The following is a 13,575-nucleotide window of genomic DNA, read 5'->3' on the forward strand; positions in this document are numbered from 1 at the left end:
CTATTTTTGTTATCAGTTTGTTCCATCATAACCCAAACTTACGCCAAGGTGCAGGTTAGTTTGCGATGAGTAGGATCGGATAATGATCGACATTTAAACACTTTGCCCCTAGTATTCGTTGGTCAAAAACTCAATAACAAGCTAGCTGTATTCATATGATCACCTTCTCTGATATTCAATTGCTTCGAGGTGGTAAACCACTCCTCGATCAAGCCTCTGCAACCATTCACCCAGGTGATAAAGTAGGTTTAGTAGGTAAAAATGGCTGTGGTAAATCCACGCTCTTTGCTCTGCTAAAAGATGAGCTTTCCATCGACGCTGGCTCGTTTAGCCAACCTGCGCATTGGGAGTTAGCTTGGGTAGCACAGGAAACCCCTGCGTTAGACCGCAGTGCTATCGAATATGTCATTGATGGTGATAGAGAATATCGTGCACTAGAACAAGATCTGGTTGAAGCCGAGAAACAAGACAACGGCACACTAGTGGCAGAGCTTCACGGTAAGATTGAAGTGATTGGTGGCTACAGCATCCGTGCACGTGCCGCTGAACTGCTTGATGGCCTTGGCTTTAGTCAAGCACAAATGAGTTGGAGCCTAACGCAGTTCTCAGGTGGTTGGCGCATGCGTTTAAACCTCGCACAAGCTCTACTATGCCGCTCTGATCTATTGCTACTCGACGAACCAACCAACCACTTAGATCTAGACGCCGTCATGTGGCTAGAGCGTTGGCTGCAAAACTATCCGGGTACCTTGGTTCTGATCTCGCACGACCGAGACTTTTTGGATCCGATCGTTGGTCGCATTATTCATATCGAAAACCAACTGCTAAATGAGTACACGGGGAACTATTCTTCGTTCGAAGATCAGCGTGCGCAAAAACTGATCTTGCAACAAGCGCAGTATCAGAAGCAACAAAAGCAGATGGCTCACATGCAAAGCTATATTGACCGCTTCCGTTATAAGGCGTCTAAAGCTCGCCAAGCACAAAGCCGTATTAAAGCGTTAGAACGCATGGAGAAGGTACTTCCCGCTCAGTTTGATAATCCATTCAGTTTCGAATTTAGAGAGCCAGCCGCGCTTCCTAACCCTATCATTATGATGGATGATGTCTCGGCCGGTTACGACGATAACGTCATATTAGAGAAGATTCGTTTAAATCTCGTTCCCGGTAGCCGCATTGGTCTGCTAGGTCGTAATGGCGCAGGTAAATCGACACTGATTAAGCTGCTTTCTGGAGAGCTCAACGCAAAGGGTGGCGATCTCAACTACTCGCAAGGCGTGAAAATCGGTTACTTTGCTCAGCATCAATTAGAGACACTTCATCCGGAAGAAACACCTTTACAGCACATGATGCAAATTGCGCCTCAACATACCGAGCAGCAGCTTCGTGACTACTTAGGTAGTTTTGGTTTCCAAGGCGAAAAAGCGCTGGAGAAAGTCGCGCCTTTTTCTGGCGGTGAAAAAGCACGTCTGGTGTTGGCTCTGATCGTGTGGCAAAAACCAAACTTACTACTACTCGATGAACCGACCAACCACTTAGATCTTGATATGCGCCAAGCGCTAACTTTGGCACTGCAAACCTTTGAAGGTGCGATGGTTATCGTCAGTCACGACCGCTATTTATTGCGCGCGACCACCGATGATCTTTATCTTGTGCACGATCGCCAAGTGGCACCATTTAATGGTGATTTGGTGGACTACTATAAGTGGCTCACCGACCAGCAGCGACTAGAGCGCAAAGAAGCCCAAGAGAACGAGCCAGAGAAAAGCTCTAACAATAGCGCAGCAGCGAAGAAAGAACAGAAACGTAAAGAAGCTGAGTTTAGAAAGCAAACTGCACCAATTCGCAAAACACTGACAAAACTTGAAGAAAAAATGGATAAGTTATCCGCCCTTGTCGCTGAGGCAGAAAAGCAATTGTCCGATACTTCTCTGTATGATGCGGAAAATAAAGCTAAACTCAATGAAGTACTTGCCAAACAGGCTTCTAGCAAATCCGAGCTCGAAGACGTAGAAATGGAGTGGATGGTCCAGCAAGAAGTTCTTGAGCAAATGGAACAGGAATTTAATCAGTAATGACAACAGAGCACGTATCTTCCACACTCACCCTAGAACACCTTTGGCAGTTTAGCCTGCAATATTACGGTGTGCGTGAAGTGAAAGAAGCGTGCTTAAATTTGCAAAATCAATTTCATGGTAATGTGAATCTGCTGCTGTTGCTGAAATGGCTCGATGAACAATCGGTTCGCTTTCAATCTGAAGACTGGCATCTAGTCCAGTCTTGCTTAGGGCGAACCGAACAGCTCCTGCACCAATATCGCGATATCCGTCGCCAACTCAAACATAACGTAGTTGATAGCCTTTATCGTGAAGCCCTAGAATTTGAGCTCAGTCTGGAAAAACAACAGCAGTCCGATCTCGTTGACTGCATCAATAGCCTTGCACTGATCCCCCACGATCACGAGCCACTAGTATTGATCTACTGTCGACAACTTGGCGCCGAACATCTGGGATTGATCTTTGCTAAGCCTATCAGCGAACTCCCTACCAGATAAACACCACACAAGAAGCCGTCAGCGCCGCCATGCTAGAGTTAAAGCGTCGCCACGCAGTGGGAGTCGACAACCAACGACGAATAAAGGTGCCAAAACCAACCCACACAGACGAAGTTTGTAGCTGAACCACTAGAAAAATCACCGAAATGCCAATCAAGGACCACCAATAATACTCACCAGTAATGGCAAATGAACTGACCGCCGTAACTGACATAACCCACGCCTTAGGATTCAGATATTGAAACAACATGGCTTCCAAGCATGTCATAGGCTTTGCCTGCTGAGCACCCTCTCCTTTGTTAATGCCAGCGGTTAGAATGCGCCAAGCCAAATACAACAAGTATGCACTACCAAGCCATTTCAAAACTTCTTGCACCACTGGGTAAGTCTTAAACACCACACCTAAACCCACCCCATTGAGCAAGATGAGGCTAATCAAGCCAAATCCAATACCGAAAAAATGAGGTATCGAGCGCATGTAGCCAAAGTTCGCGCCTGAAGCTGTCAGCATGACATTATTTGGGCCTGGGGTCCCAGTCATGACAACGGCAAAAAGTGCCACAGACAAGAAAAATGACCAATCCATATGATTCCTCCAAAATTGTACCGATACAATTACAAAAATTACGTTGCTTTATTGTTAATTAGCGACCAAAATAACCCTAACAAACGATCAAAACAGACGCAAAAGGTTTATTGTCACCATGACAATCGAAACAATTACGGTATACAAGCAGGATCCAACACCGATCTACAAACAGATCGCCGATCAGATCGCACATCAAATTGAGTCAGGAGAATTGGCAAGCAACAGCAAGTTGCCGACCCATCGTTGGCTTGCTGATCAGCTGCATGTCACGGTTGGCACCATTACTCGCGCCTATTCTGAAATTGAGCGTCGTGGCTTAGTTGAAGCTCGAGTAGGTGCCGGCACTTATGTGGCTGATAGCAATAAACCCAGCTGGGCGTTTGAAGAAAGCAGTGTCGATCCAAATGAATACAATTTTGGTTATAACATTCCACCGCAGCTGGATCGCAGTGACATGCTGAAGCAAGCGATGCAGAGGATCTCCACCTCTCCGGCTCATTTGAACCAACTAATGATCTATCAGCCTCCTTCTGGTCTGGATGCACATCGTTCAATTGTCACTAAGTGGTTAAACAGCAAAGGCATCAAACTGCACGCCCACAAGTTACTATTTAGCTCAGGGGCTCAACATGCCATTCAAATGGTTTTAGATACTTTCACCAGAGCAGGTGATACGGTGTTGGTTGAAAAGTACACTTATCCAGGCGTCATTAGCCTAGCGCGCCAGAACCAATTGACCCTAAAAGGGGTTGAGATGGATGAGTTTGGTGTCACTCCAGAATCGCTTGAAGTCTGTTGTCAGCGCTATTCACCACGATTTATTTATCTCACGCCGACACTACAAAACCCGACCACGGCAATCATGCCTGAAGATCGTCGACTCGATATTATTCGTGTGTGTGAGCAGTACAATGTTTACATCATTGAAGATGAAATCAACGGATTGCTACTCGAATCTCCACCCGCCCCTATGGTGAATTACGCCCCAGAACGAGTGGTTCATATTGGCGCTTTCTCAAAATGTCTCGCTCCCGGGTTAAGGGTGGGCTATATCCATGCACCAGAAAAACTGTATCAAAAGCTATTGGTGACGCTACAAACTCATAGCTGGATGATTAGCCCTCTACTCACTGCACTAACCTGTGAAATGCTCACCTCTGGTGACGCAGAACGTAACTTAACGCTCATACACAGAGAGATGAAAGCGCGTATTGATATTGCGACACGTGCCCTCGATGGTTTTGAGCTAGGCTATCAAACAGGTGGGTTTCATATTTGGTTAACCCTCCCAGAAAACTGGCGCCTTAGTGAGTTCGTAAGCAAAGCCCAAGACATGGGTATTATCGTTAAATCCGGTGAATTATTTGCCCCACCCGGTGGATCGGTAGCACCAGCAGTGCGTTTGTCGTTAAGCTCACCACAAACGATCGAACAACTTCAAATCGGCGTAGACAAATTAAAAGCCCTGTTATTATCCAACACAGTCGATGAATTCACCTTATGAGTACCGCTAAATTTATTGCCGCCAAAGGACTTGGTAACCCACACATACAAACCTTGATTCCTCGCTTCGTAAGAAGAAAGCCTCTGTTTGAACCAATTTGGGAGACGTTGGACACGCCAGATGGTGACTTTGTTGAGCTTGCATGGAGTGAAGACCCTCATTCATCAAGCGCAAAAAGCAAACCTGTTTTTGTTCTGTTTCATGGGCTAGAAGGTTGTTTCAATAGCCCTTATGCCAATGGCTTGATGCACGCTTTTGCTCAGCAAGGCTGGCTCTCTGTTATGATGCACTTTCGCGGCTGCGGTCCCAACCCGAACCGGCTAGCTCGTGCCTATCACTCTGGTGAAATTGGTGACGCTAGGCAGTTCATCGAGCTTTTGGATCATCGTTACCCAAATGCCAAAAAGGCTGCTGTGGGCATTTCGTTAGGGGGCAACATGCTGACGAATTATCTTGCTCACTACCAGAATGACAGCAAGCTGGATGGTGCGACGATTGTCTCTGCACCATTGGACCTTGGTGCATGTGCTCGACGAATTGAACAGGGCTTTTCCAAGCTATATCGCTCATACCTACTCAGCTCAATGAAAAAGAACGCGCTAAACAAACTGCACCTTCTCAGTGATGTATTAGGTCTTACGGCAGAAAAAATCCAAAACATGCGCAAACTGTACGAGTTTGATGACCTAATCACCGCACCACTGCATGGTTTTCGGGATGCTGAAGACTATTACAATCAATGCTCTGGATTACAAAGAATGTGTGATATTACTGTTCCCACTCAATTTATCCACGCAAAGGATGACCCATTTATGAGCCATGAAGTCATTCCAAACTTCGCCCTCCCTGCTCATATTGACTATCGCTTACACGAACGTGGCGGCCATGTGGGTTTTATGTCTGGCAGTCTGCGTCAACCTAAGTTTTGGCTAGAAGAAACCTTACCAAACTACTATCGCCACCTACTCCACTCGTCCACATGACGGTATACTCTCCCGTATCATAGAGTGATGAGGTATTTATGATTATTCCATGGCAACAAATCGCAGCAGAAACGCTGGATAATTTGATCAAAGAATTCGTATTGCGTGAAGGTACTGACTACGGCGACACTGAGTGGTCGTTGGACGATAAGGTATCGCACGTCAAAGCTCAACTAGAGAGCGGAGAGGCTGTAATTGTCTTCTCCGAATTACATGAAACCGTCGATATTCAGCTACGTCGTTCGATGTAAATGACGTGAGCATGACAATCTAGTGCTATAGTAAAACGCTATTGAACCTAAATGAACAAACAACGTCTAAATAGTTCATAGGATTAGCAAAACAAAATTATAACTATCATTACACAGGAAGTGTTATGTCTGCAAAACACCCCATTATTGCGGTGACCGGCTCTTCTGGAGCAGGTACAACAACAACATCAGAAGCGTTTCGCAAAATGTTCAACATGATGAGCGTGAAGCCCGCTTTTATTGAAGGTGACAGCTTTCACCGCTTTACTCGTCCAGAAATGGATATCGAGATCCGCAAAGCCAAAGAGCAAGGAAAACACATCAGTTACTTTGGCCCGCAAGCAAATGACTTCCCTGCGTTAGAAGAATTCTTCCGCAACTACGGACAAAATGGCACAGGTCAGTTCCGTCGTTACCTGCATACGTTTGATGAAGCTGTACCATACAATCAAATGCCTGGCACATTCACGCCTTGGCAAGATCTGCCTGAAAATTCCGATGTACTGTTTTATGAAGGCTTACACGGTGGTGTTGTCGACGGAGAGGTAAACGCAGCTCAACATGTCGACTTACTTATCGGCATGGTGCCGATAGTCAACTTGGAGTGGATTCAGAAATTTGTTCGTGATACTCGCGATAGAGGGCATTCCAGAGAAGCGGTTACCGACTCTATTGTCCGTTCAATGGATGATTACCTTAGTTATATTACCCCGCAATTCTCACGCACTCATATTAACTTTCAACGCGTCCCTACGGTGGATACCTCCAACCCACTCAACGCCAAAGGCATTCCAAGCTTAGATGAAAGCTTCGTGGTGATTCGTCTACGTGGTATCAAAAATGTCGATTTCCCTTATCTATTGGCAATGATAGATGGCTCGTTCATGTCGCGACATGACACCATAGTGGTACCGGGCGGTAAGATGAGTTTTGCGATGGAATTAATCGTCAGACCAATACTTCAACAGCTCATAGAAACTGGAAAAATAGGTTAGCTTTCACGCTTTAACCGTAGATGATTTTTTATACCGTGATCATGTGCACAGTTTTGTATAGAAAAATGGTCTGATGACACGATTAAAATCAAGAAAAATGGCGCAAAAAAGGATACTATTTCTAGGAAACAGAAGATCGCTTGCGCCATCTTCAAAGTGCTTTTATGCTAGTAAGTCTTAACCAACGGGCTTGCTAACAAATATGGAAAGCAGCAAGCATACCCTGCAGAGGAAGTAAGATATATGGTTCTAGGTAAACCTCAAACCGACCCAACGTTAGAGTGGTTCCTTTCACACTGCCACATTCACAAGTATCCTTCTAAAAGCACGCTAATCCATGCGGGCGAGAAAGCGGAAACTCTTTACTACATCGTAAAAGGTTCTGTAGCGGTACTGATCAAAGATGAAGAAGGCAAAGAGATGATCTTGTCTTACCTTAACCAAGGTGACTTCATTGGTGAACTTGGCTTGTTCGAAGAAGACCAAGAACGTACGGCATGGGTACGTGCAAAATCTCCTTGTGAAGTTGCGGAAATCTCATTCAAGAAATTCCGTCAGCTGATTCAAGTTAACCCTGATATTCTAATGCGCTTATCTGCTCAAATGGCAAGCCGTCTACAAGTGACTAGCCAAAAAGTAGGTGACTTAGCGTTCCTAGACGTAACAGGCCGCATTGCTCAAACGCTACTAAACCTAGCGAAGCAACCAGACGCAATGACTCACCCAGATGGCATGCAAATCAAGATCACTCGTCAAGAGATCGGCCAAATTGTTGGCTGTTCACGTGAGACAGTGGGACGCATTCTTAAGATGCTAGAAGAGCAGAACCTAATCTCTGCTCACGGTAAGACTATTGTTGTTTACGGTACTCGTTAATTTCTAGCGACGTTACTTTTACAAAAGCTAATAGCTAAAAAGCCACCGCAAGGTGGCTTTTTTATTATTTATTGGTGCGTACTCTCAAAAATCTTATCCGCAGATGCTGCGACGAAGCCTTGATAGTAACTGCCGTCCGCCATTTGATATCGCTTAGCAAACTCATAGAAGCCGCCAGGGATAGCCTGTTCACCATCGGTGAACATCACCGGCACTTTATCCGCCATTGTTGAAGACTGCTCAAGTAACACCTCAGGAGAACCTTTCACTTCGCCGCCAGATTCATTGATAGCAAAACCGGCCTCACGAAGGTGTTGGTTTACTTCTACGACTTCCTGAAAACGATCCAGCTGATTTACGCTCACCGTAAAGTGGTTCGCGCCATAACCGTGGGCAGCCAACCACGATGCATACTCGCTCTCTTCGGCTAGCGTCTGAAAATCAGCGTAACTCAAGTCCCATAGACGCCCACCATAAAGGAAGTCTGCGCTATCCAACTTCGCTGCTTCAACTTGAGCCACCAGCTTAGCGACAATATCTTGCAGCTGCTGCGAACACAGTTCGACTCTAAGCTCACTAATAAACACTTTTGGTAATAGAGCATTACTATGCTCTAAATGAATCGCAGAGAGCTTCTTAGCCTCAAACACATAATCACCAGAGACTTTGTAGCCAAGAGCGATAAAGTGCTTTGCCAACGAATCGATGCCCAGAGGGCCGACATTAAAAGTACGTAGCGCAATGTGGTCGTTAATCAGCGCTTCATCCTCTTTGAGCAGAGCGTGGACTTTATCAGCAGAAGGGCAAAGACGGCGAATATAGTCTTGCCATAAATGGTTAAATAGAGCGTCTACAGTCATAACAGAAGTTCCTTAGAGTTCAATACCAGGGCTTAGCGTTGCAGGAAGCACGGTATTGTCTCCTTCCATGGACGCCATAGGGTATGCACAGTAATCGGCCGCATAGAAAGCACTTGGTCTTAGGTTACCTGATGCACCAGGTCCTCCGAATGGCGCATCACCACTCGCTCCAGTAAGCTGACGGTTACGGTTTACAATGCCTGCACGAATATGGTCAACGAAGTACTGCCACTCTTCATCGCTTTGCGAAATCAAACCTGCCGACAAACCAAAGCGAGTATCGTTTGCGAGTTCTACTGCTTGTGGTAGCGTTTCATAGCGTACTAGCTGTAACAAGGGACCAAAGTACTCTTCATCTGGTAGCTGCTCGATATTCGTTGCATCAATCAACGCAGGCGTAACGAAAGCGGCTTGTAGGCGTTTCGCTTCCACTAAGCTCTTGCCACCTAGTTTCAGGAGCTCAGCTTGCGCCGCAATAATATGATCAGCTGCTTGTTCAGAGATTTGTGGCCCCATAAATGGTGCTGGTTCGGCGAAAGGCTCATCGATACGAATCTTACCAATTGCAGAAACTAAGTGTTCAACCAGTTGATCACCTCTTTGCCCAAATGGTACATAAAGGCGTCTTGCACAGGTACAGCGTTGTCCAGCACTGATGTATGCCGATTGCAAAATGGTATAAACCGCAGCATCAATATCCCCAAAGTCTTCACTGATCACCAGCGGGTTATTGCCGCCCATTTCTAGCGCTAACATCTTGCCCGGTTGCCCCGCGAATTGCCTATGCAGAATGTGTCCCGTATTGGCGCTACCTGTGAACAGTACGCCATCAATGCCTTTTGAATCAGCAAGCGCAATACCCGTCTCCTTGCCGCCCTGAACAAGATTAATGACACCAGAAGGAAGACCAACCTCTTCCCAAAGTTTCATGGCTAACTCACCAACTAGCGGCGTCTGCTCAGACGGTTTAAAGACCACTGTGTTCCCTGCTAGTAACGCAGGCACAATGTGACCGTTAGGTAGGTGACCAGGGAAATTATAAGGCCCAAAGACAGCCATGACACCAAGAGGCCTGTGACGGAGGACGATTTGGTTGCCAGCGGCTTCGCGTTGGGTCTCGCCGGTACGCTGATGATAAGCACGAATAGAAATCGCAATTTTGCCAGCCATCGCTCCCGCTTCAGTGCGCGTTTCCCATAACGGTTTACCCGTTTCTTTGGCGATGGCGATGGCAATATCTTCACTACGTTCTTTCACTTTCTCTGCGAAAGACAAAACGATGGCTTCACGCTCTTCAAATGGACACTTCTTCCACTCGACAAATGCCTGACGAGCAGCAGAGACGGCGCTTTCAACCTGTTGAGCAGTGGCTGACTGACCTTCCCAAATAGTTTGATTGTTGTATGGGGATAGTGACTGAAAAGTGTCACCTTGGCCTGCAACCCAGTTACCTGCGATCCATTGAGTCATAGTGAAGTTCCTTAAATTGAATGAGCTAAGAGCAAGCGGAACTTCCGCTTCTCTTAAACCGTGGTGGTAATCGACCACCATCTTATTATTTGACTGTTATTGAGCCAGCATACGCACCATATCGCCCTCGGCGACATTCAGTGCTTGAGCTGCTTCTGCTGTAAGTAATACCTTGCCACTTTCTGGGTCGTATGCCGCTTTGGCGGCGACCGCTCGGAAGTTCTCAAACGAGGTATTTGCCACCAAATAATCTTGAGAGCTCGAATGCTCTGCAATCGCTACTTGAGCTCGGAAAGAGTCACGAACCGCTTGAATATTGCGAAGGTCACATTCAACCGTTGGGCCAGCATCGAAAATGTCGACATAGTTACGGCAAGTAAAGCCTTCGTTTTCAAGCAGCTTCAAAGCCGGACGCGTATTCTCATGCACCTGCCCAATCACCTCTTGCGCTTCTTTGCTGAGCAAGTTGATATAGATAGGAAGCTTTGGCATTAGATCTGCGATAAAACCTTTTTTACCAATTCCGGTCAGATAATCTGCCAAGGTAAAATCGATAGAAAAGAAATGCTCTTGTAACCACTTCCAAAATGGAGAATTGCCTTCCGCATCGGACACACCGCGCATTTCAGCAAAAATCGTTTTAGAGAAACGTTCTGGGTGCTCTGCCATCATCAAAAAGCGGCATTTAGACATCAATCGACCATTCAATCCGCCACGGAATTCAGGGCGTAAGAACAGGGTACAAATCTCACTGCATCCAGTGTAATTATTCCCAAAAGTCAGAAGCTTAACAACATTGTTGACGTTGAGTTTTGGTGACGAGTGCACCACCGTACTAATGTGATAAGAATAGAAAGGGACATCCCAGCCAATCGCACCTTCTATACCTGTGGTACCCGCCACTTCACCAGTTTCTGTATCAACACCCACCATCAAATAACCTTCATCGGTCGGCGTCGTCACGTCTTGCTTGGCAAAACTGTATTCAGAATGGGTAATTCGGTTAGTAAGAAGCTCTTCATTCACAGGAAGAGAAGTAAAACCGTGTCCTGATTCTACCGCGCAAGTATGCAGCGCGTCGTAATCAGACATAGAGATAGGACGAACAACAAGCATCAATAATCCCTCCTGACGCAAACTCTCCCGGCACATCCAAACATCCGAGAGAGTATTTAATTGCTAACTAAGTTTACGACGCCACTAAGGTGCTGATCGCTTTATCTAGTTTAGCTAATCCTTCTTCAACTTCTTGTTTGGTAATCACCAATGATGGGGTAAAACGAACCACATTTGCACCCGCAACCAAGACCATTAGGCCTTGTTGGCCTGCAGCTACTAGAACATCACGAGCACGACCTTGCCACTCTTCATTCAGCGCAGCACCAAGAAGTAGGCCTTTTCCACGAATTTCGCTGAAAATACCGTATTTTGCGTTTATTTTTTGTAGACCATCGCGGAACCACGCTTCGCGCTCAGCGACACCAGCCAGAACATCTGGGCTCGACACCACATCTACAACCGCTTCTGCTACCGCACACGCTAACGGGTTACCGCCATAAGTAGAACCGTGCGTCCCCACTTTCATGTGTGCAGCAAGTTTCTCAGTCGTTAGCATAGCGCCAATCGGGAAACCACCACCAAGAGATTTCGCAGTGCTCAAAATATCGGGCGTTACACCTAGACCTTGATAGGCATAAAAGTGACCAGTACGGCCATTACCCGTTTGCACTTCATCAAAAATAAGCAGTGCATTATATTTATCACATAACTCACGAACTGCTTGAACAAACTCAGGCTGAGGAGAAACAATACCACCCTCACCTTGTAGCGGCTCCATCATCACTGCACAGGTTTTCTCTGACATCTGAGCTTCAAGCGCAGCGATATCATTATAAGGAATGTGTGATACGTCGCCCGGCTTAGGACCAAAACCGTCAGAATAAGCGGCTTGACCACCAACAGTGACCGTAAAGAAAGTACGACCGTGGAAACCTTGGTTAAAAGCAATGATTTCTGACTTTTCAGTACCATGAACATCTGCCGCCCAGCGGCGTGCTAGTTTCAGCGCCGCTTCATTGGCTTCCGCACCTGAGTTAGCGAAGAAAACTCGTTCAGCAAAGCTAACTTCCGTGAGTTTTTTCGCCAAGCGCAGTGCTGGCTCGTTGGTCATGACATTACTCAGATGCCAAATCTTGTTAGCTTGTTCAGTAACTGCAGTTACCATCGCCGGATGGCAGTGGCCTAAACAACTCACGGCAATACCACCCGCGAAGTCGATATATTCATTCCCCTGCTGGTCCCAAACGCGAGCACCCTCGCCTTTTACTGGAATCATTTCCATTGGGTTGTAGCAAGGTACCATTACCTCATCAAACCACTCGCGAGTTACCGCTTTTTCCGTTGTCATAACACATTCCTTCTCATTACAGCATGTTGGAGAAAGGCGCTTCACTCTTCCATTTTAAGTTACGGACCAAGAGCGATCCCTCGAACTCATAAAGAAAGAAAAGATTTTCTATCGCTTTTCCACAGATGCAGCATTGTATTTACAATTATTTAACCATAGCAATAGTGAAAAATACTTTTTAAGTAGCTAAAGAACAAAATTCACCGCTGCCTCATGAGTATTTATGCATCAAAATTGAATGGGAATGAAGCGTTTTTTCCTGCATCAACCAAGAAAGTCAGCAAATAAGGTTTTGCTCACTTTGATATCAGTAAAGACGAATAATCTTTCAATTTAATAAGTAAAACTTATGATGGATAAGAAAACAGAAAAGAGTGATCAAGATCGACTATTTTTGAGACAGGAAATTGTTAAGAAGCTCGTGACCTTGTTCAGTTTTGATAGATTCTGGGTGAAATTGAACCGCATGTAGACAAAGCGACTTGTGCTGGTAACCCATAATTTCGTCGAAATCGCCACTCTCTAACTCAGTCCAAGCCGTTACTTCAAAGCAATCAGGAAGCGACTCTTTTTCGACGATTAATGAGTGATAACGGGTAACAATTAATGGGTTATTGAGGCCAGCAAACACACTTTTGTTGTTATGACGAATTGGTGAGGTTTTGCCATGCATCACTTCACGAGCACGAATCACCTTACCACCAAAGACCTGAGCGATCGCCTGATGACCTAAACAAACACCGAGTAGTGGCAATTTACCAGCAAAGTGCTTGATCACCTCTAAGGAGATCCCTGCCTCATTAGGTGTACAAGGTCCTGGAGAGATAACTATATGAGAAGGGTTTAACGCTTCAATACCAGCAATATCAATTTCATCATTGCGCACCACTTTTACTTCGGCACCCAGTTCAGAAAAATACTGAAACAGGTTAAAAGTAAAGGAGTCGTAATTATCAATGATGAGTAGCATAGCGCTCGCTGTGGTATTGAGTTTGCGAAAAATAAGGCGGTATTTTGCAACAAGATGGCAGAAAGGCAAGTAAAAATGGGGAGAAAAAAAGCAGCAAGGCTGTAAACACCTTGCTG

Annotated in this window: 13 protein-coding genes; 7 read left to right on the plus strand and 6 right to left on the minus strand. The window is 45.8% G+C overall.

Features of this window, described 5'->3' with window-relative positions; all coding sequences use genetic code 11:
- Window positions 1-155 precede the first annotated feature (155 nt).
- Both OH456_RS20100 and OH456_RS20105 read left to right on the plus strand, forming a co-directional pair.
- Window positions 156-2,075: an ABC transporter ATP-binding protein gene (locus tag OH456_RS20100; RefSeq protein ID WP_270034104.1), complete on the plus strand. Its 1,920-nt coding sequence runs from the start codon at window positions 156-158 to the stop codon at window positions 2,073-2,075.
- Window positions 2,075-2,554 carry a TIGR02444 family protein gene (locus tag OH456_RS20105; protein ID WP_038230928.1) on the plus strand — a complete coding sequence of 160 codons (480 nt, stop codon included), beginning with the start codon at window positions 2,075-2,077 and terminating at the stop codon, window positions 2,552-2,554. Before OH456_RS20100 ends, OH456_RS20105 begins: the two co-directional genes overlap by 1 nt.
- Here OH456_RS20105 and OH456_RS20110 read toward each other — a convergent pair.
- A complete protein-coding gene (locus OH456_RS20110; protein WP_270034105.1) occupies window positions 2,544-3,140 on the minus strand; it encodes a LysE family translocator in 597 nt (198 codons plus the stop codon). The genes OH456_RS20105 and OH456_RS20110 overlap by 11 nt on opposite strands.
- Window positions 3,141-3,258: 118 nt before the next feature.
- Here OH456_RS20110 and OH456_RS20115 point away from each other — a divergent pair, with 118 nt between their 5' ends.
- The 5 genes from OH456_RS20115 (at window position 3,259) to crp (ending at window position 7,752) form a co-directional block, all read left to right on the plus strand.
- Window positions 3,259-4,647 (plus strand): aminotransferase-like domain-containing protein, encoded by a 1,389-nt coding sequence (locus tag OH456_RS20115; RefSeq protein ID WP_270034106.1) that lies wholly within the window; start codon window positions 3,259-3,261, stop codon window positions 4,645-4,647.
- A complete protein-coding gene (locus tag OH456_RS20120) occupies window positions 4,644-5,630 on the plus strand; it encodes a hydrolase (RefSeq protein WP_107307212.1) in 987 nt (328 codons plus the stop codon). The genes OH456_RS20115 and OH456_RS20120 overlap by 4 nt, the downstream gene beginning before the upstream one ends.
- A gap of 38 nt (window positions 5,631-5,668) precedes the next feature.
- Complete coding sequence (locus OH456_RS20125; protein WP_031493588.1) at window positions 5,669-5,881, plus strand: YheU family protein; 213 nt, start codon at window positions 5,669-5,671, stop codon at window positions 5,879-5,881.
- Between the two features lie 125 nt (window positions 5,882-6,006).
- Window positions 6,007-6,876 carry a phosphoribulokinase gene (locus tag OH456_RS20130; protein WP_006074816.1) on the plus strand — a complete coding sequence of 290 codons (870 nt, stop codon included), beginning with the start codon at window positions 6,007-6,009 and terminating at the stop codon, window positions 6,874-6,876.
- A gap of 243 nt (window positions 6,877-7,119) precedes the next feature.
- Window positions 7,120-7,752, plus strand: a complete 633-nt coding sequence (gene crp / locus OH456_RS20135; protein WP_004410522.1) for a cAMP-activated global transcriptional regulator CRP — start codon at window positions 7,120-7,122, stop codon at window positions 7,750-7,752.
- A 68-nt stretch (window positions 7,753-7,820) separates the two neighbouring features.
- Here the strand turns inward: crp and OH456_RS20140 are convergent, their stop codons facing one another.
- The 5 genes from OH456_RS20140 to OH456_RS20160 form a co-directional block, all read right to left on the minus strand.
- On the minus strand, window positions 7,821-8,612 hold the full coding sequence (locus tag OH456_RS20140; RefSeq protein WP_006074818.1) for a DUF1338 domain-containing protein: 792 nt from the start codon (window positions 8,610-8,612) through the stop codon (window positions 7,821-7,823).
- A 12-nt stretch (window positions 8,613-8,624) separates the two neighbouring features.
- Window positions 8,625-10,082 carry a succinylglutamate-semialdehyde dehydrogenase gene (astD, locus tag OH456_RS20145; protein WP_270034107.1) on the minus strand — a complete coding sequence of 486 codons (1,458 nt, stop codon included), beginning with the start codon at window positions 10,080-10,082 and terminating at the stop codon, window positions 8,625-8,627.
- Between the two features lie 96 nt (window positions 10,083-10,178).
- Complete coding sequence (astA, locus tag OH456_RS20150; RefSeq protein WP_062463028.1) at window positions 10,179-11,198, minus strand: arginine N-succinyltransferase; 1,020 nt, start codon at window positions 11,196-11,198, stop codon at window positions 10,179-10,181.
- Window positions 11,199-11,271: 73 nt separating this feature from the next.
- Window positions 11,272-12,489, minus strand: coding sequence for an aspartate aminotransferase family protein (locus OH456_RS20155; protein ID WP_270034108.1), 1,218 nt, complete (start codon window positions 12,487-12,489; stop codon window positions 11,272-11,274).
- Window positions 12,490-12,877: 388 nt separating this feature from the next.
- Window positions 12,878-13,459 (minus strand): aminodeoxychorismate/anthranilate synthase component II, encoded by a 582-nt coding sequence (locus OH456_RS20160; protein WP_252038449.1) that lies wholly within the window; start codon window positions 13,457-13,459, stop codon window positions 12,878-12,880.
- Window positions 13,460-13,575 lie beyond the last annotated feature (116 nt).

This window comes from Vibrio sp. La 4.2.2 (genome assembly GCF_027586995.1).
Lineage (GTDB): Bacteria > Pseudomonadota > Gammaproteobacteria > Enterobacterales > Vibrionaceae > Vibrio > Vibrio mediterranei.